The sequence below is a fragment of the Streptomyces sp. CB02056 genome (assembly GCF_001905545.1).
Classification (GTDB): Bacteria; Actinomycetota; Actinomycetes; order Streptomycetales; family Streptomycetaceae; genus Kitasatospora.
Map to the genome: position 1 here is coordinate 705,962 of NZ_LIPD01000003.1, position 18,018 is coordinate 723,979.

Annotated in this window: 22 protein-coding genes; 17 read left to right on the forward strand and 5 right to left on the reverse strand. The window is 71.6% G+C overall.

Features of this window, described 5'->3' with window-relative positions:
- Positions 1-11 precede the first annotated feature (11 nt).
- From AMK13_RS10585 to AMK13_RS10630, 11 genes are all read left to right on the forward strand, one after another.
- The gene (locus AMK13_RS10585) at positions 12-422 is read left to right on the forward strand and encodes a phage tail tube protein (protein WP_074001932.1); all 411 of its coding nucleotides are present in this window, start codon (positions 12-14) and stop codon (positions 420-422) included.
- Positions 422-919 carry a hypothetical protein gene (locus tag AMK13_RS10590; protein WP_074001933.1) on the forward strand — a complete coding sequence of 166 codons (498 nt, stop codon included), beginning with the start codon at positions 422-424 and terminating at the stop codon, positions 917-919. Before AMK13_RS10585 ends, AMK13_RS10590 begins: the two co-directional genes overlap by 1 nt.
- A gap of 13 nt (positions 920-932) precedes the next feature.
- Complete coding sequence (locus AMK13_RS10595; RefSeq protein ID WP_074001934.1) at positions 933-1,337, forward strand: hypothetical protein; 405 nt, start codon at positions 933-935, stop codon at positions 1,335-1,337.
- Positions 1,334-1,474 (forward strand): hypothetical protein, encoded by a 141-nt coding sequence (locus AMK13_RS43420; RefSeq protein ID WP_158077686.1) that lies wholly within the window; start codon positions 1,334-1,336, stop codon positions 1,472-1,474. Before AMK13_RS10595 ends, AMK13_RS43420 begins: the two co-directional genes overlap by 4 nt.
- 15 nt (positions 1,475-1,489) lie before the next feature.
- The gene (locus AMK13_RS45830) at positions 1,490-3,406 is read left to right on the forward strand and encodes a phage tail tape measure protein (protein ID WP_074001935.1); all 1,917 of its coding nucleotides are present in this window, start codon (positions 1,490-1,492) and stop codon (positions 3,404-3,406) included.
- Between the two features lie 15 nt (positions 3,407-3,421).
- Positions 3,422-6,160 (forward strand): hypothetical protein, encoded by a 2,739-nt coding sequence (locus AMK13_RS10605; RefSeq protein WP_074001936.1) that lies wholly within the window; start codon positions 3,422-3,424, stop codon positions 6,158-6,160.
- Positions 6,161-6,169: 9 nt separating this feature from the next.
- Entirely contained in the window at positions 6,170-6,676 is a 507-nt protein-coding gene (locus tag AMK13_RS10610; RefSeq protein WP_074001937.1) for a hypothetical protein, read from the forward strand.
- A gap of 73 nt (positions 6,677-6,749) precedes the next feature.
- Positions 6,750-7,859, forward strand: a complete 1,110-nt coding sequence (locus AMK13_RS10615; protein ID WP_074001938.1) for a peptidoglycan-binding protein — start codon at positions 6,750-6,752, stop codon at positions 7,857-7,859.
- 9 nt (positions 7,860-7,868) lie between these two features.
- Positions 7,869-8,120 (forward strand): hypothetical protein, encoded by a 252-nt coding sequence (locus AMK13_RS10620; protein ID WP_074001939.1) that lies wholly within the window; start codon positions 7,869-7,871, stop codon positions 8,118-8,120.
- Positions 8,117-8,434, forward strand: coding sequence for a hypothetical protein (locus AMK13_RS10625; protein ID WP_074001940.1), 318 nt, complete (start codon positions 8,117-8,119; stop codon positions 8,432-8,434). Before AMK13_RS10620 ends, AMK13_RS10625 begins: the two co-directional genes overlap by 4 nt.
- A 142-nt stretch (positions 8,435-8,576) precedes the next feature.
- Positions 8,577-9,158 carry a hypothetical protein gene (locus tag AMK13_RS10630; protein WP_074001941.1) on the forward strand — a complete coding sequence of 194 codons (582 nt, stop codon included), beginning with the start codon at positions 8,577-8,579 and terminating at the stop codon, positions 9,156-9,158.
- Positions 9,159-9,209: 51 nt separating this feature from the next.
- On the opposite strand, the gene AMK13_RS10635 is transcribed toward AMK13_RS10630, so the two are convergent.
- From AMK13_RS10635 to AMK13_RS10645, 3 genes are read right to left on the reverse strand one after another with little or no spacing between them, the layout of a single operon-like run.
- Positions 9,210-9,695 carry a hypothetical protein gene (locus AMK13_RS10635; RefSeq protein ID WP_074001942.1) on the reverse strand — a complete coding sequence of 162 codons (486 nt, stop codon included), beginning with the start codon at positions 9,693-9,695 and terminating at the stop codon, positions 9,210-9,212.
- Between the two features lie 53 nt (positions 9,696-9,748).
- The gene (locus tag AMK13_RS10640) at positions 9,749-10,282 is read right to left on the reverse strand and encodes an NUDIX hydrolase (RefSeq protein ID WP_241852817.1); all 534 of its coding nucleotides are present in this window, start codon (positions 10,280-10,282) and stop codon (positions 9,749-9,751) included.
- Positions 10,283-10,333: 51 nt separating this feature from the next.
- A complete protein-coding gene (locus AMK13_RS10645; protein WP_074001943.1) occupies positions 10,334-11,647 on the reverse strand; it encodes a transcriptional regulator in 1,314 nt (437 codons plus the stop codon).
- A gap of 710 nt (positions 11,648-12,357) precedes the next feature.
- Between AMK13_RS10645 and AMK13_RS10650 the strand changes: the two genes are divergently transcribed.
- Both AMK13_RS10650 and AMK13_RS10655 read left to right on the forward strand, forming a co-directional pair.
- On the forward strand, positions 12,358-12,840 hold the full coding sequence (locus AMK13_RS10650; protein WP_074001944.1) for a hypothetical protein: 483 nt from the start codon (positions 12,358-12,360) through the stop codon (positions 12,838-12,840).
- A gap of 77 nt (positions 12,841-12,917) precedes the next feature.
- Positions 12,918-13,226 carry a hypothetical protein gene (locus tag AMK13_RS10655; RefSeq protein ID WP_143204521.1) on the forward strand — a complete coding sequence of 103 codons (309 nt, stop codon included), beginning with the start codon at positions 12,918-12,920 and terminating at the stop codon, positions 13,224-13,226.
- 397 nt (positions 13,227-13,623) lie between these two features.
- Here the strand turns inward: AMK13_RS10655 and AMK13_RS10660 are convergent, their stop codons facing one another.
- On the reverse strand, positions 13,624-14,361 hold the full coding sequence (locus AMK13_RS10660) for a DUF5324 family protein (RefSeq protein WP_074001946.1): 738 nt from the start codon (positions 14,359-14,361) through the stop codon (positions 13,624-13,626).
- A 260-nt stretch (positions 14,362-14,621) separates the two neighbouring features.
- Between AMK13_RS10660 and AMK13_RS10665 the strand changes: the two genes are divergently transcribed.
- Positions 14,622-15,515 carry a rhomboid family intramembrane serine protease gene (locus AMK13_RS10665; protein WP_074001947.1) on the forward strand — a complete coding sequence of 298 codons (894 nt, stop codon included), beginning with the start codon at positions 14,622-14,624 and terminating at the stop codon, positions 15,513-15,515.
- Between the two features lie 347 nt (positions 15,516-15,862).
- Here the strand turns inward: AMK13_RS10665 and crgA are convergent, their stop codons facing one another.
- Positions 15,863-16,111 carry a cell division protein CrgA gene (gene crgA, locus AMK13_RS10670; RefSeq protein ID WP_049656797.1) on the reverse strand — a complete coding sequence of 83 codons (249 nt, stop codon included), beginning with the start codon at positions 16,109-16,111 and terminating at the stop codon, positions 15,863-15,865.
- Positions 16,112-16,280: 169 nt separating this feature from the next.
- Here crgA and AMK13_RS10675 point away from each other — a divergent pair, with 169 nt between their 5' ends.
- The 3 genes from AMK13_RS10675 (at position 16,281) to AMK13_RS10685 (ending at position 18,015) form a co-directional block, all read left to right on the forward strand.
- Positions 16,281-17,045, forward strand: a complete 765-nt coding sequence (locus tag AMK13_RS10675; protein WP_375877801.1) for a DUF881 domain-containing protein — start codon at positions 16,281-16,283, stop codon at positions 17,043-17,045.
- Positions 17,046-17,114: 69 nt separating this feature from the next.
- Positions 17,115-17,294, forward strand: coding sequence for a hypothetical protein (locus AMK13_RS10680; RefSeq protein ID WP_049656795.1), 180 nt, complete (start codon positions 17,115-17,117; stop codon positions 17,292-17,294).
- Between the two features lie 55 nt (positions 17,295-17,349).
- A complete protein-coding gene (locus AMK13_RS10685; protein WP_074002166.1) occupies positions 17,350-18,015 on the forward strand; it encodes an aminodeoxychorismate/anthranilate synthase component II in 666 nt (221 codons plus the stop codon).
- The last annotated feature ends 3 nt before the right edge of the window (positions 18,016-18,018 follow it).

Below are 18,018 nucleotides of genomic sequence, written 5' to 3' on the forward strand. Positions count from 1 at the left end.
GGGAGGGCACCATGCCCACCATGGTCCTGACCGGCGAGTACCTCAACATCGCCGGGAACGTCCTCAACGAGTACGCGAAGAAGGCCGAGTTGGCGATCGAGTGCGAGGAGAAGGACGTCACGACGTACGTCTCCAGCGGCTGGAAGGTCAGCATCGGCGGCCTCAAGTCCGGGACGCTCGGCCTGGAGCTGCTCCAGGACTTCGCCGCCGGAAAGCTCGATTCGATCATGTGGCCGCTGCTCGGCCAGGTCGTGAGCTTCGAGGTCCGGCCCACCCAGGCCGCCGTCGGCCCCTCCAACCCCAAGTACTCCGGCCAGATCCTGATCAAGGAGTGGCAGCCGATCTCCGGCAGCGTCGGCGACGAGGCCACGGCCGGCGTCAGCTACCCCACCTCGGGCGAAGTCGTCCGCGCCACCAGCTGATGGCCGAGTCCCCCGTCGATGTCTCGGTCAGCTTCGAGGGCATCGACGCCCTCACCGCCGCGCTGCGCGCCGAGGAGGACGGCAAGCAGCTCCGCAAGGACCTCGCGAAGGGCATGCGCGACGCGCTCAAGCCCGCGGCCGAACAGGCCAAGTCCGGCATCATGTCGATGGCCGCCGCCAGTACCGCCGCCCCCGCGCTGCGCTCCGCGATCGCCAAGAAGATCCGCCCCGAGGTCAAGCTGGGCGGCCGCTGGACCGGAGCCCGCGTCAAGTCCCGCAAGATCCAGGGCATCAGGAACTTTGCCAACGCGCCGAAGCGCACCCAGCGCGCGGCCGGCTGGCGCACCCAGACCTTCGGTCGCGGCGCCTGGCGCGTCCAGCACGGCAAGGTCCAGTGGTTCGATCGCGCGATGCAGCCCAACTCCGCCACCTACCGCCAGGCCGTCGCCGACGCGATGGACGCCATGGCCCGCCGAATCGCCGACCGGGCCCGATAGGAGACCACCACCCATGTACCTCGTCTACCAGCCCGAGGGGTCCGACGAGCCCCAGCGCTGGCCCTACCAGCCCACCAAGCTGATGTCGGCCGAGCGGGAGCGACTGGAGCGACTCACCGGCCGGAACTTCTCCGAGTTCACCCAGGCCGTCATCAAGGGCAACAGCCTGTGCCGACGTGCGCTGCTGTTCGTCTTCCTGAAGCGCGCCCATCCCACCACCCGCTTCGAGGACGTCGACTACGCCTGGGACGAGCTGCGCCTGGAGCACAGCAAGGCCGAGCTGATGATCATCCGCGAGCAGGCGGCCGAGACCGTGTCGGCCGACGTCCGGGATGCCGTCCTCGCCCAGCTCGACGCCGAGATCGCCGACGCCCACGAGGAGCCCGAGGGAAAAGCGCTGCCGCCGATCGCCGGGTGAGGCGACTCGGCGACGCCGCGCACCTCCTGGGCATCCGCCCGTGGGAGTGGCAGCTGATGACGGTCGAGGAGACCGAGCACGTCCACGCCTGGCTGGACGCCTACGAGAAGCAGACCGAAGACGCCCGCCGGCGGTGACCACGAGGGGGTGACATGGCCTCCGACACCTCCCTCGTGTTCAACCTGATCGCCAAGGACAAAGCGTCGGCCACCTTGGGCCAGATGAAGGAGAAGATCGGGACGGCGGCGGCCGGCATCTCCGCCGCCGTCGCCGGTGCGCTCGGCAAGGGCGTCGCCGACTCCCTCGACATGGGCGCGGCCTCGGACAAGCTCGCCGCCCAACTCGGCGTCGGCGCCGAGCGCGCGGCCGAGCTGTCGAAGGTGAGTGCCAGCGTCTACAAGCAGGCCTGGGGGGAGTCCACCGCCGACGTCAACGCCGCGATCAAGGGCGTCGTCCAGAACATCGGCGGAGACGCCGCGAGCGCCGGCCTGGAGCGCATCACCACCAAGGCCATGGCGCTCGCCAAGACCTTCGACATCGACGTCGCCGAATCCACCGCCGCGGTGGGCCAGTTCCTTCGTACCGGCCTCGCCAAGGACGCCGACGAGGCGTTCGACATCATCACCAAGGCCATGCAGAGCGGCGTTGACAAGAGCGGCGATCTGATCGACACCGTAGGCGAATACTCCACCCAGTTCCGCCAGTTGGGGTTGGACGGAGCGACGGCAACCGGCCTGCTCGCCCAGGGATTGCGCGCCGGCGCCCGCGACGCCGACGTCGTCGCCGACGCGCTCAAGGAGTTCGTCCTGATCGCCCAGAAGGGCGACGACGCGACGATGGCCGCGTTCAAGGGCATCGGCCTCAACGGCAAGCAGATGCAGAAGGTCTTCGTCGAGGGCGGCCCCAAGGCGGCGGCCGCGCTCGACCAGGTCTTCGACAGGATCCGGAGCATCAAAGACCCGGTGGAACGCAACAACGCGGCACTCGCCCTGTTCGGGACCAAGAGCGAGGACACGCAGAAGGCGTTGATGGCGCTCGACCCGTCGAGCGCGAAGGCCGCGCTCGGCGACATCGCCGGCGCAACCGACCAGATGGCCAAGACGATCGCCGACAACCCGGCTACCGCCCTGGAGAAGTTCAAACGCGAGACGATGCTCAAACTCGCGGACGTCGGCGGCCAGTTGGTTCAGTTCGGGCAGGCGCACTCGTCCTGGGTGCAGCCGCTCGCGATCGCCCTCGGCGTGGTCGCCGCGGCGATCCTCGTCGTCCAGGGCGCCACGATGGCGTGGTCTGCCGCCCAGGGCATCTGGACCGGCGTGCAGACCGTGGCCACCGCCGCGCAGTGGGCCTGGAACGCCGCGCTCGCCGCCAACCCGATCACGCTGATCATCATCGGCGTGATCGCCCTGGTCGCCGCCGTCGTCTTGCTCTGGCAGCACTCGGAGACGTTCCGCGACATCGTCACGGCCTGCTGGAACGCCGTCTGGGGTGCCATGGTTGCGGTCTGGAACTGGGTCGCCGCGAACTGGCCGCTGCTGCTCGCGATCCTGGCCGGTCCCTTCGGCCTGGCCGTGCTGTACATCTCCCGGCACTGGGACTCGATCCGGTCCGGCGCGGCGGCGGCGTTCGACTTCGTCGCATCGCTGCCGGGCCGCATCGCATCCGGCTTCGCGACGCTGGGCGAGATCATCATGAGCCCGTTCCGCACCGCGTTCAACGCCGTCGGCCGGTTCTGGAACTCCACCGTCGGCCGGTTGTCGTTCACGATGCCGGACTGGATCCCTGCGATCGGTGGCCGGGGCTGGTCCATGCCGCACATCCCCATGCTCGCCAAGGGCGGCCAGATCACCGGGTCCGGCACCGTGCTGGTCGGTGAGGCCGGACCCGAACTGCTGAACCTGCCCGGCGGCGCCACCGTCACCCCCCTGTCCCGCGCCGCCGCCGGAGGAGGCGTGGTCGAGGTGCGCATCACCCTCGACACCGCCGGCGCCGACTCCGAGCTCCAGCGCCTCATGCGCCGCATCGTCCGGGTCACCGGACAGGGAAACGCCCAGGTCGCCTTCACGTAGAAAGGGGGCGGCCGCATGGCCTTCCCGCACACCCCGCTCGGCCTCGGCGTCGACCTCCAGATCGACGGCATCTGGACGGACATCACCGCCGACGTCCGCCTGGGCGACCGCATCCACATCGAGCGCGGCCGCCACGACGAGGCCTCGCGGTGCGACCCCGCCAAGTGCTCCATGACCCTCAACAACCCCAACGGGAAGTACAGCCCCCGCAACGCGGCGTCCCCGCTGTACGGGCGGATCGGCCGCAACACCCCGCTTCGCGTCCGCGTACCCGGGCCGACCAGCTACCTCGACATCACCGGGGCATTCGGCAGCCGCGCCAGCACCCCCGACGCCCCCGCCCTCCGCATCGCCGGTGACCTCGACATCCGCGTCGAGTTCGACCAGCTGTGGCACGTCCCCGTGGACGACAAGTACTACGAGATCCTCGCCCGCTACGACACCACCGGGCGCAGCTGGCGCCTCCACCTCGGCAACGGCTACGTGTTCCTCGACTGGACGGAGGACGGCACCAACGACACCATCAGGGACCTCAGCTCGGACTGGTCTATCCAGCCGACGCCCACCGGCCGCCTGGCCGTCCGTGCCGTCCTCGACGTCGACAACGGCGCCGGCGGCCACAGCGCCCGCTTCTACACCGGCCCCAGCATCTCCGGGCCCTGGACGGAACTCGGCGGCCCCGTCACCGCCGCCGGACCCACCACCGTCCACCCGGGTGCAGCGCCCCTGGTCCTCGGTGACAACCCGGCCGTCCCGTCCGTCCTCGGGTTGCCCGCCCACGTGCTGCGCGCCGAGGTCCGCAACGGCATCAACGGCGTGGTCGTCGCCGACCCCAACTTCACCGTCCAGCCCGCGGGTACCACGGTGTTCACCGACGGGGCGGGCCGGACGTGGAGCGTCGTCGCCCCCGCCTCCGTCTCCAACCTCGTGCCCCGCTTCGTCGGCGAGGTGGCTTCGTGGTTGCCGCGCCGGGACGTGAGCGGCCGCGACACCTACATCCCCATCCAGGCCGCCGGCATCATGCGCCGCCTCGGGCAGGGCGCGGCCCCGCTTCAGAGCACGCTGCGCCGCTACATCCCCACCGGCCGTCCGCTCGCCTACTGGCCCATGGAGGACGAGCGCGGCGCCACCCAGGCCGCAAGCCCCGTCCTCGGTGTCGGCCCGCTGGAGACCAGCGCGGTCGACTTCGGCGCGGACAGCGACCTCACCGGTTCCTCGCCGCTGCCCACGCTGCGCACCGGGGCGCGGATCCGCGGCGCCGTCCCGCCCCCCGCGGCGCCCCCGCAGACGTGGCAGATCCACTTCGTGTACCGGTGTACGGCGGCCCCGACGGTGACGTCGCGGCTGCTCGCCTGGACGTCCACCGGCACGGTGCGCACGTGGATCCTCGACGTCGGCGCGCTCGACGGCACCGCGGTGCACCTGTACGGGCTCGACGCCAACGGCACGACGGTCATGGACCACCTCGCCGGGAACAATTTGTTCGCCGGGCCGGAGTGGCGCCAGATGATCGTCTACGCCACGCAGAACGGTGGACGGGTGGACTGGTCGATGAAGTGGTACGCCGTCAGCTCGGAGGCGAACGGCAACGGATCCGGCTCGTACGTCGGGTCGGTCGGTGTCCCGACCGAGTTCGACACGCAGCTCGGCGAGGGCCTCAACGGCCTGGGCCTCGGGCACTTGGCCGTGTTCGACCACGACGCCGACGTCTACAACCGCGCCGACAACGGCTGGACGGGCAACCGGCCGACCGAGCGCATCGGGCGGCTGTGCAGTGAGGAAGGCGTGCCGGTCGTCATCCAGGGGGACGTCGACTCCGAGGTCCCCCTGGGGGCGCAGCGCCCGGGCGCGCTGCTCGCGCTGCTCCAGGAAGCCGCGGACTCCGACCACGGCATCCTGGCCGAGCGGATCGACGACCTCGCGCTCTGGTACCGGGCCGGCCACCTGGCCTACAACCAGCTGCCCCGGCTCGTCCTCGACTACGGGGGCGGCGACGTCGCGCCGCCGCTGGAGCCCGCCGACGACGACCAGGGCGTGCGCAACGACGTCACGATCACGAGGTCCGGCGGGTCCAGTGCCCGGGCGGTCGACACGACGAGCCGCATGTCGACGCAGCCCCCGCCCGCCGGCGTCGGCCGGTACGACGAGGGGGTGACGCTGAGCCTGTGGCGGGATGAGCAGCTGTCCGACCTCGCGGGTTGGAGGCTGCACCTGGGCACCTGGGACGGCCCGCGGTATCCGAGCGTTCACATCGACCTCGCGGCCGCACCCCACCTGATCCCGACCGTCCTCGGCCTGGACCTGCGCGACCGGATCGACATCATCGGCATGCCGCCCGAGGACGGTCCCGCCGCGGTCGCCCTGCTCGCCGAGGGCTACACCGAGACCATCGGTCTGTACGACTGGGACGTCGTGTTCAGCTGCCAGCCGGCCGGGCCGTGGTCGGTCGCCGTCCTGGAGGACCCCGTCCTCGGCCGGGCCGACACCGCCGGCAGCCGGCTGGCCGTCGGCGCCGACGCGACGGCCACCACCCTGTCCATCGCCACCACCAGCGGGCCCTCGTGGACCACGAGCTCCGCCGACCTGCCGTTCGACGTGGCCATCGCCGGTGAGCGGGTCACCGTGACCGCCATCGGCGCCCCGTCCGGCGGCGCCCAGAGCGCGCAGGTCGTCCGCTCGGTCAACGGCGTCGTCAAGGCGCTCCCGGCCGGGGCCGACGTGCGGCTCTGGCAGCCCGCCATCATCTCTCTCTAGGAGGACCCTGTGGCGTACCCGCCCTGGGCCGCCGGCCAGCGCATCCTCGGGGCGCAGCTGGCCGCGATCCCGCCGATCACCGTGATCAAGTCGCTCGACACCGCGCGCGCCAACACCACGACCCTGACCGCCGACCCCCACCTGTCCCTCCCGCTGGAGGCCGGCGCGGCCTACCTCCTCGACGGCTGTCTGTACTACGCCGGCGAGTACAACCAGGGGGGCTTGCAACTCGACTGGGCGGTGCCGTCCGGTACCGCGATGCGCTGGTCGATCGGCGCGCCGGCGCTCGGCGGCCAGGCGGCCTACGCCAGCCACAGCAGCATCCCCGGCCAGCCGGTCGCCGCCGGAACGTACGGCATCGGCGGCCCCAACTCCCTGACCTCATGCCGCTTGACCGGGCACATCGTCACCGTGGCGGCCGGCACGCTCCAGCTCCGGTGGGCGCAGTACGCCGCCCACGGCACCGGGACCACGATCGCCGCATCGTCGTGGCTCCGCGCGCAGCGCATCGCCTGACCCACCCCGCCCCGCCCTCGCCCCCGGTGCCGTCCCGGCCCGGGGGCTTTCCCATGCCCTGGAGGCACCCACCATGCAGTTCGTCCCCCGCGCCCAGTGGGGCGCCGCGCCGTCGAAGTACACGCTCGTCGCCGTCGAGAGCACCCGCGGCGTGAAGGTCCACTACGAGGGCACCGCCGTGCCCGTCAGCCTGGCCGCCGACCACGGCCGGTGCGCGCCCCGGATGCGCGCACTCCAGGCCTCCCACCTCGCCGACCCCAAGGAGGACTACTCCGACATCGCGTACACCGCCGTCGTCTGCCCGCACGGATGGGTGTTCGAGGGCCGGGGAGCGCACCGGAAGACGGGCGCCAACGGCAACCCCACCCTCAACGCCGGCCACTACGCGGTATGCGCCATGCTCGGCGACTCCGGGCTCACCGAGCCGAGCGCGGCGCAGCTGCACGGGCTGAGGGACGCGATCGAGTGGCTGCGCGCCGAGGGCGGGGCGGGGCCCGAGATCCAGGGGCACCGCGACGGCTACGCCACCTCGTGCCCGGGCGGGCCGCTGTACGCCTGGGTTCAGGCCGGCGCCCCGCGGCCGGGCGACGCCGCCCCGGCGCCGCAGCCCGCACCGGCACCCGCCGAGGACGTCCCCGCCCGCTACCAGGCCGTCGTCAACGGCCTGGCGTACGGGTACGGCGCCCAGGGCCCGCAGGTGACCGCCGTCGGCGAGGCCCTGGTCCGCGCCGGATTCGGCGGCCACTACCGCTCCGGCCCGGGCCCCGACTGGACCGACGCCGACACCGAGAACTACGCCGACTTCCAGCGCAGCCTCGGCTACACCGGCGCCGACGCCGACGGCATCCCCGGCCCGCACTCGCTGAGGGAACTGCTCGGCACCCTGCCCGGCGGCCGCACAGTGTCCCTCGCACACGTGATCGCCGCCGCCCGCACCGACCCCGCCGCCGAGCAGGGCCACCAGACCTACGCCGACGAGGCCCAGGTCGTCGAGCAGGCGCTGGCGGACGAGGCGCTGCTGGGCCCGCAGTGGGTGGACGGCTCGTTCGGCACCCGCACCGTCACCGCGTACGCCGCCTGGCAGCGCCGCTGCGGCTACACCGGCGGCGACGCCGACGGCATCCCCGGACGCAGCACCCTCGAACGCCTCGGCGCCGCCCACCAGTTCACCGTCATCGACTAGGAGAAGATCATGACCGACTCCGCACGGCGCACCACCCGCACCGTGGTCGCCCTCGTCCTCGGCATCGCCGCCGGCCTGCCCCTGCTCGTCCAGACCGCCGACATCCCCAGCACCCTGCCCGGCCTCGGCACCATCCTGGCCGTGGCCGGAGCCGTGACCCGCGTGATGGCGCTGCCGATGGTGGACAGCTGGCTCCCCGCCTGGTTGCGGAAGGCTCCGGACCCGGACGCCAACGCGCTGGCCCGGGCGGTGCGCGAGTGACCGACCTCGCCGACACCGGCGTCGTCCAGCTCGACGCCCTCGCGGCCTGGGCCGCCGCCATCGGCGCCATCGCCGCCGTCCTCGCTCTGCTCTGGCGGACCGTCCAGCGGATCCGGCAGATCCACGCTGTGGTCGAAGCGTGGTCCGAGGACTGGCAAGGCACACCGGCACGACCCGGCGTTCCCGCCCGCCCCGGGGTGATGGTGCGCATCAGCGCGATCGAGCACGAGCTACACCCCAACTCGGGTAGCAGCCTCCGAGACGCCGTCGACCGCGTCGAGGCCGCCGTCCAGGAACTCCAGCAGAAGCCCTGACCGCCCCGCTCCGCCACCGGCGGAGCGGGGCGTTGCCTGGTGCGCCGGCCACCCCCTGGTCAGACCTGTTGTCCAACTCCGACCCCAAGTGACAACAGACAACACCTAGTCAACTGCCGTGTATGCGACCAGAGTTGTCGACATGGAACCGATCCGGATCGCACCTGGACTCACGCTGAGCACCATGCACTACGAGACCGCCGCCGCCGGCATCGCCGCCCACGCGCCGACGTACGCCCTCACCTGGGAGCAGTTCGTTCACCCGGCGGCCTGGTGGCTGGTGCCCGACGTCCATGGTCAGCTCAGCAAGGCTGAGCTGACGCTTCAGGAGGACCCCGAGCGGACCGCCAAGATCAACATCTGGTTCGCCGCGGACACCCGCCGGCCGGACGGCCGGCCGTCCCCGCACTCGCACCCCTGGACTTTCCGGTCGTACATCCTCGGAGGCGGGTACACCGAGGACCGGTACCGGGTCGTTGACGGCCAGGTGCTCGCCGACCTCGGACAGGAACACACCGAGGGCAGCACCAATGCCGTATCCCGGGACCTCTACCACGAGGTCACCCGCATCCACGAGCCCGGGAGCACCATGACCCTCATGCTCTGCGGTCAGGGCCGCCGCGGGACTTGGGGGCACCTCGACCCGGCCACCGGTAGGTGCGCCCGGCCCGACGTCGACCCCGGGTTCACAACCCGGCTCCGGGCCCTCAACCCCCACCGGTAACCACCGCGCCCCCGCCCCGGCTTCGGCCCGGGCGGGGGCGATTCGTCGTGATCAGGTGCCGTACGTCGGGCAGATGTGCTTGCGGACGACCTGGAGGATCTTCGCCGACTTCTCGGCCCCGAACCCGTCCGGGTGCTTCGGCGAGGTGAACCGCTTGTTGGCGAGGTCGACCAACCCGGCAGTGTCCTTGGGGGAGTCGGCGACCGACCGGCACTGGTCACGACCACGCGACACCGCCCGGTCCGGCTTGTCACCGACGATCTCCGGGTCGATCGCCTTGAGCGCCGCGATGTACGCCGCCGTTGTCGCCTCGTCCGGCTTCGGCGGGATGCTAGCCGTAGGTGCGGCCGACGCCGTCCCAGCCGCCGGCGCCTCGGGCGCCGGCGGCTCCGCCGAGGTCGGCTGAGCGGCGGCCGTGCTGCTCGCGGGCGCCTCCGCCTTGGTGCTGCTGGTGGACGTGGTGGAGCTGGAGCACGCGGCGAGGCCGAGGACGGCTAGGCCGACGGCGAGGGCCGACACGGTGGTACGGATGCGCATGGTCCCCCCTGGGACTGGTGTGGTTTGCGCAGACGGTACACGTACCGCCGGTATCAGCACTCCCGAATCCGCCACAACATCAGCAGCGCCGCCACCGCGTTGGCAGATCGGACATCGCCCTTGGCCACGAGGTCGGGCACGGAGGATAGCGGCACCCACTCCCGACGATCCGACTCGAAGTCGTCTTCAGGGTGTCCGACGTACTCGGCCTGGTCCGACCAGTAGATGTGGTGCTTGCCGTCGGCCAAACCGTTACTCGGCTCCACCGTGAGGAGGTGTCGGAGCGGGCCCGGGCGCCACCCGGTCTCTTCGAGCATCTCCCGGGCGGCCGCTGCCTCAACGTCTTCGCCGTCCTCGACGACACCGGCGGCCAACTCCCAACCCCACGAGTCGGTGATGAAGCGATGCCTCCAGAGCAGCAGCACTTCATGCTTCTCGTTCACTGCGGTGGCCAGAGCAACGGGCCGCTGCCGCAGGATGTAGTGGTCGAGGTGGCGCCCGTCGGGCAGCTCGACGTCCGCCAAGTTGACCCGCAGCCACGGGTTCTCATAGACCGTGTGCTCGCCCAGATTCCGCCACACCGACACGCCGAACTCCCTACCTACTGGCCACCGATGGCGGCCAGTATCCCAGCCTCGTCACAGAGGCACGGAGAGCGCGTCGTCGATCCGGTCGACGGCATCGCGCGTCGCGGTCGTGGAGTGGCCCGCCAGCTTCCGCCGGAGGGCCACGAAGCGATCGTTCAGGCGCCCGGATTCCATCCCCACGGCCAGATCCAGGGCACCCACCGCGTGGGCTGCGGCCTGCTCGACCTCTCCCCGGCCGAGGTCCACAGTCGTGAGGGTGGCAAGTCGGTGCACGCGGCCTCGCGCGTGGGCCTGGGTCTGTACTGCTTCCTCGGCATACTGCCGTGCCGGCTCCCAGTCTCCGAGGCTGATCAAGGTCTCGGCCAGCTGTGCCTCGACCAGGCCCGGTTGAACGTAGCCGGTCTCTGGGGGTTCCTCTTCACGCCGGATGCGGCCGGCCGCGGTTTCGGCGTGGGCCATCGCCGTGTGGGCCGAGGTGGCGTCGCCCATCCGCGCGAAGGCCTTCGCCTGCATTGCGTACAGGTCGGTGGCGAGGGCTGAGCTGGCGTGCGGTCCGGCCGACCGGATCCCGGCCTCGGCGAAGGCCACGGCCTGCCGGTAGTCCCGTAGGTAGATCGCCTGGTTGACGAGGAGCGCTATCACGTACCCGCCGAACGCCCGGTCGCCGGATGCCTTGGCGAGTCGGAGCGCCTGGTGGAAGTAGCGCTGTGCGAGGCCCTGGGCGTCGGCGTCGTACGAGCAGATACCGGCGACAGCGGCGAGGCCTCCGGCCGCCCGCAGGAGGTCCCGGCCGACGGCGTCGGTGTAGGACCCGCGGACGAGGGGGGCGGTGTGCTCGGTGAGGAAGCCGACGACCCGCCCCTTGGTCGCGACCCCGCCGGCGCCCCGGTACATCTGCTCGTACCGGGTACGGGCTGCCCGCAGCATCTGTACGTCCGTGACGCCGACGTGAAGGGTGCCCGCGCGGGACACGTCGCGGTCGTCCGGGGGGTTCTCCCATTCCCAGACCGGGACGACGGCGGCCGTGCCGGTGACCGCTGGAACGGCCTGCACCTCGGGACGAGACTGGCGGTCCGACCGCCACAGAGCTGTTGCCCGATCGAGGTACCCGACAAGCTCGTTTGACGACGAGCCGGGGCGACCCATGCCGATGCCGTCGAGCGTGAAAGGTCTGCCGAGCCGCTCCCCGAGGATCGTGCAGATCGCATCGGGAACCGCGCCTCGGGGCGTCTGGCCACGGATCCACCGGGCGACCGCGGTGTGGTCGTACCTGGCTCCGGTGGCGGCATTGACACGGGCGGCCAGGCCCGCGTGCGACATCTCGGCCTCGTCGATGAGAGCGTCGAGCAGCGGATTCGGCTCCACGGGGGACCTCCTGCTGATGCGGTGTCAGATACCGTAGAACACTTCGCTTCACACGGGGTGTGAAGCGAAGTGCTCGGACACGCCTCGCGCACGCCCTGCCCGCCGACCGTCGCCGTCGGCACGCTGGTTCCATGAGTTCACCGGCATTGCCTCGTGGACGCAGGGCCCCCACGTACGCCCAGCTCCACGAACGCGCCTGCATCGACTGCGGTGCGACCGACGTCCCCTTCGGCCCGGCCGGGCACATCCGGCGCGACAGCCTCGTCTGGGCGGTCGTCGCGTGCCGCGGCGGTTGCGCTCCCCCGGCTTCGGGGGTGACGAAGTGATGTTCGTCACCCCGCCCCGGCGCCCCGGCCGCCCGGCACCGGACCTCCCCGTGACGCACGCGGCGGACCTGAAGCGGGCCGGACGCCGAGCGCTGGTCATCTGGCAGATCGGCGAGGCCCGCCGCCGTCGCCGCCGGCTCAAGGGGCTGAGATGACCCGGCCCGCCGAGGACACCCGTCAGCAGGCTGGGCGTCACCCCGGTCTGAGCTTGCGCACGTACAAGGTCTCCGCCGACGGCCGACGCCACAGCTTCACCGCGGTGACCGTGACTCCCCCCGAGATCGGCCCGCCGGACGACCCGCCGCGTTGGGACTTCTGGCCCGACTGTGCCTGCCCCCTGCACCGACCCGGTGCCCGTGACTCAAGACCGAGGAAAACCACCTGATGACCCTTACCGACCACCTCACTGTGTCGGTGGACGGACACCTTGAACCTGTGGCGCTCCCGGCCCTCCAAGCCATCGAGCGGGTATGGGCGACGGTAAGCGCGTTGCCGATCGACGATGTCCAGCGGAGAGCGATGCGGCGCATGTTCGGCGCCGGCCGGACTGATGACCTGGAACGCTGGATGCGTGGGGACGAGACCACCGACGTGCCTCTCCGCCTACAGAACAGCAGCAGCGTCGTTGTGCGGGTCGCGTACGGGGACCGCATGACCCGTCGGCAGCGTGTCGGTGCCCGCTACGTAGCCGAGCGGGTGGAGCGCCCTGTCGGCTATCCCGAGCAGTGGATCGTTCGGGACCTGCTGACCAACGGCGAGGCCTCCGGGTGGCTGCCCACCCCGACCGCAGCCGACGAGTGGATCCGGCGCAAGGTACAGGCCGCCGATTCCCACGGCTACCGAACCGCGCAGGGGGCCGCCCAGTGAGCGCACGGGTCCTGTCTCGGGGGGCTGCGTGGCTCGCGGAATCCTTCCCCGCGTACGCAACCTACATCGCGGAACAGGTGGCCGAGGCCAACTCCGACTTCTCCTCGGACTACATCCACAAGCTGGTCCAGGCATGGGCGGACGTGACCTCCCTACGTACCACCGGTGCGCCGTTTCAGGTCACCGAGGACATGGACGAGGTCACGGTGGCCGCCCTCAGCCTGCCCCGAACGTACATATCGTTCATAAGCACCGTGTGCGGAGTGGCCCGGCTCGACCGCACGGCACCTGAGCGCTATGTGACGCCCGTCGGCGTGGCCTGTACCCGTGAAGCTCTCATCGCGGCCGGATACGGCGCGGACCCCGAGGTCTGGGGTAGAGGCTGACGCCGAGCAAGGGATCGAACTTCTGTTCGGCCAGTGCAGGCTGACCGGACAGGTTGAACGGCTGCTGCGGGAGGGTCTGCGCGAGGCCGGCCCGCCCGTCCAGATGACGGACCGTAGCGGCCGGGCCGCCCCCGAGAGCATCCTCTCGGGGGCGGTTCTGCGTTCCCGGGCATGCTGACAAGTCAGCACCGGAGGTCATCCACCCGTATCGATCGACATCGAGCGTCACGTCAATTGCCCACTTTTGCCCGTGTCTGGCGCATCGTCGCAGGTCACAAGTGTGTAAAAAGAAAGTTCGAGTCTCCTATGCTCCACAGCCCACAGCAGTAGCCGATCGGCCGTCGACCAGGATCCTGGTCGACGGCCGATCGGCGTTTGCGGGCGTTCGTCCGTACGGTCAGCGCGACCCGGGGCCGTCCTCGGCGGCGGGGCCGTCCTTCCCGGCGGTCGGGGACCCGTCCGTCGACTCGGCGACGGCCTCCGGGCCGGAGCCGTTCACCGGCGTGGAGGCGGCGTGCGCGCCGGCCGGCCGGGGCTCCTGCGGGGCCGGGGGCTCGACCAGCCACTCCGGGTTGCTGTGCCGGCGCCACCACTGCCAGGCCACGATGCCGCCGCCGATCGCCAGCAGGCCGGCCACGGCGAGGCCGGTGGCCAGGCGGTTGCACTGCTCCTTCCTGGCGTTCCGGGCGGCCAGTTCGCTGATCTCGGCCGAGCTGACGTTGCCCTGGAGGGCGGTCAGCGCGGCGGCGCCGCGGGCCTGGGCCTCGTGGGCGACCGGGCCGACGGTGGCGCGGGCCTCCTCGACCGCCTGGGCGACCCTGGGGCCGACGGTGGCGCGCGCCTGGTCCGCGGCCCGGGCGGCGGACAGGCGGGCCGCCAGAGCGGCCTCCTGGGCCCGGTGGAGGGCCTTCAGGGTGTTCTGCTGGGCCTCCGGCGGCAGGTTGGCGAAGGCCTGGCCGAACTGGGGGGCGAGGTGCCGGTCGTACTGGCAGCGGAGGTGGTGGGCGGCCTGTGCGGCCTTCGGACCGAAGGCGTCCAAGGCGGGGCCGAGGCGCTGCTTGGCGCCGTCCGCGAACTGTGCGGCGGTGTCCCGGGTCCTGGTGGCCGTCTCACGGGCCGAATCCGAAAAGCTCACGAGTCTCTCCTCCTGGGTGGTGTCCTTTATGCACATATCCACCTGAATGCTGATCATGCATGCTGATTTGTCCGGAGGCATGTCGGGGTGGGCCGTACGCGGGGCCCCTGCCGGGGCGGGCCGGACGGGGCGGGCGTGAGGACAGCGCCCCCGGCGGGGCGGAGAAAGCCGGGTCCGGCTGCGGGGGAGCCGGTCCGGGGGCGGGGGCGCGGCAGTAGGCTGGCGGTTTCGGAGGTCGTGTACGGGAAGGGGACCCGCTGATGCTCCCGGACGAGCCGAGGCCGTCGGTCGACCGGTCCCCGGAGGCCGGACCGCCCGACTGCTACCGGCACCCGCAGACCCCCACCGGGGTCTCCTGCACCCGCTGCGAGCGGCCGATCTGCCCGCAGTGCATGGTGACCGCCTCGGTGGGCTTCCAGTGCCCCGAGTGCGTCGGCAACGGCCACACCGGGTCGCGGCAGGCGACCACCCGGTTCGGCGGGGCCCTGGCCGCCGACGGCGGGCTGGTCACCCGGGTGCTGATCGGGCTCAACATCGTGGTCTGGGTGCTGGCCGCCTTCGTGCTCACCCCGCGGTTGGGCCAGACCTGGTCGCTGTTCAGCGCCGGGCGGGACATCCTCGGCGGCCCGGCGGGCATCGCCGACGGCCCGGACCAGTGGTACCGGCTGCTGACCGCCACCTTCCTGCACCTGGAGTGGTGGCACGTCGGGATGAACATGCTGGTGCTGTACTGGCTCGGCCCGTCGCTGGAGGAGGCGCTCGGCCGGCTCCGCTTCCTGGCCCTCTACCTGGTCTCCGGCCTGGGCGGCAGCACCTTCGCCTTCCTGGTGGCCGGCGGCTGGATGAACTCGGTGGGCGCCTCCGGGGCGGTCTTCGGGCTGATCGGCGCCACGATCGTGCTGCAGCTGCGGAACAGGGGCCCGCTCGGCCCGGCGATGGCGTTCCTGGTCTTCAACCTGGTGGTCACCTTCTCCCGCCCGGGCGTCGACTGGCGGGCGCACGTCGGCGGCCTGCTGCTCGGCTCGCTGACGGCGGTCGGCCTGATGTACGCCCCGCGCGAGCGCCGCGGCCTGGTGCAGGGGCTGACGGTGGCGGGCGCGGTGGCGGTCGAGGCGGGGATGCTGCTGGCCGGGACGGCCCTCTACGGCGCCTGACCCCTCGGACGTTTGTCCACAGCGGGTGCGGGGTTGTGCACAGGCTGTGCGACCACCCGGGTGCGGACTGGTGTTCTACGCGTGTCCTGCTGTGCGGTTCTCCCGTTCCCGGGGAGTTGTGCACAGCTGTGGACGGGCCCGCCGGGGAAAGTTATCCACAGGCCCGGGGGACTTTTCCCCAGTGTGGATAACCATGTGGATAAGCCCGACAGTCCGATGGTGGGGATAACCGACCGGATTCCGGTGCGCTCCCGCCCGGCTCCGGGCACGCCTGACCGCCGCCCCGGGACGAGCGATCCGGAGCGGCGGGAAACGGCTCGAAGCCGAGCCTCAGGACGGGCGGAGCGTCACTTCCACTGGGTGGAGACGCCGAAGCCGGCGGCGATGAAGCCGAAGCCGACCAGGATGTTCCAGTTGCGCCAGCTCTCGACCGGGTAGGTGCCGCTGGTCACGTAGTAGGTGACGATCCACACCAGGCCGATCAGGAACAGCGCGAGCATCAGCGGCGCGACCCAACCACGGCCCGAACTGATCTTCACCGCGGCCGTGGTCGGCGGGGTGTAGTCGGACTTCTTGCGGAGTCGAGACTTCGGCACGAGGAGCTCTCCTGTCGATGCGCTGTGAGACCGCGCAGGGTGCAGCGGGTGGAATCGGCCGCGGTCGGCTGTGGAGAAACGTCCTGGGGACCGCTCCGCCACATGCCACCGGCGTCCGTTAGCGTAGTGGCTCGGCGGGTCTAGAGGAGATAAGGGTACGGTGACTAATTTGTCGATTCCCCCTGAGCCGGCCCGTACCCGCCGTTCCGGCACCCGAATTGTCGGACGTGCCCTGACCTGCGCCGTCTTCGCGCTCGCCGGACTGCTCTTCTACATCAGCGCGCAGACCGCCCGCGGCACCGACCTGCGGACCGACAACTCGTTGCTCAGCCTCGGCGACGTGGTCCGCCAGCGCAGCGCCCAGAACCAGCAGGCGCAGTCCCAGCTCGCCGACCTCCAGGCCCGCGCCCAGCAGCTCACCGAGCAGCAGGGCCACGACCCCGCCAACGCCGCGCAGCTGGGCGGCCTGCGCTCCGGCGCGGCCCTGGAGCCGCTCCAGGGCGGCGGCCTGACCGTCACCCTCAACGACGCCCCGCCGAACGCCACCGCGCGCATCCCGGGGGTGCCCGAGCCCGGCGTCAACGACCTGGTCATCCACCAGCAGGACATCCAGGCCGTCGTCAACGCGCTGTGGCGGGGCGGCGCCGAAGGGGTGCAGGTGATGGACCAGCGGCTGATCTCCACCAGCGCCGTCCGCTGCGTCGGCAACACCCTGCTGCTCCAGGGCCGGGTCTACTCCCCGCCGTACGTGGTCAGGGCGGTCGGGCGGACCGACGCCCTGCGCTCGGCCGTCGAGGCGGACCCGACGGTCCGCAACTACCTCCAGTACGTCCAGGCGTACGGGCTGGGCTGGAAGGTCCAGGAGAGCGGCGAGCTGAGCCTGCCCGGCTACTCCGGCACCACCGAGCTGCGCTCGGCGGGCGGCCAGCAGTAGCGGACCGGCCCCGCGGGCGCGCACGGCGGGTCTACTCTTTAACCCAGTCCGCTACGTCGAGGGAGCACCATGTACGGCTGGATCTGGCGTCACCTCCCGGGGAACACCCTGGTCCGGGCCGTCATTTCGCTGCTCCTCGTGCTGGGGATCGTCTACCTCCTCTTCACCTACGTCTTCCCGTGGGCGGAACCGCTGCTCCCCTTCGGCGACGTCACAGTGGACGGCGGCGACGGCGCCGCGACCGGCTGAGCCGGCGGGCCCGGCACTCCCTTCCCGCACCGCACCCCACGGAGACCACGCGCGCATGACGACCCGGCCGACCACTCCGCCCCGCATCCTGGTGGTGGACAACTACGACAGCTTCGTCTTCAACCTGGTCCAGTACCTGTACCAGCTCGGCGCCACCTGCGAGGTGGTGCGCAACGACGAGGTGACCGTCGAGCACGCCGTCCGCCGCTCCGGCGACGAGGGCTTCGACGGGGTGCTGCTCTCCCCCGGGCCCGGCGCCCCGGAGGAGGCCGGGGTCTGCATCGAGATGGTGCACCACTGCGCGCGGATCGGGCTGCCGGTGTTCGGCGTCTGCCTGGGCCTCCAGTCGATCGCGGCCGCGTACGGCGCCGTGGTCGGCCGGGCGCCCGAGCTGCTGCACGGCAAGACCTCGCCGGTCGAGCACGAGGACGGCGGCGTCTTCGAGGGCCTGCCCTCGCCGCTGACCGCGACCCGCTACCACTCGCTCGCGGTCGAGCCGGCCACCGTGCCGGCCGAACTGGTGGTCACCGCGCGCACCGGGAGCGGCGTGATCATGGGGCTCAGGCATCGTGAACTGCCGGTCGAGGGCGTGCAGTTCCACCCCGAGTCGGTGCTCACCGAGGGCGGGCACCGGATGCTCGCCAACTGGCTCGCGGAGTGCGGCTTCCCGCAGGCGGTCGACCGGTCGGCCGGGCTCGCCCCGGTGATCGGCCGGGGCTGACCG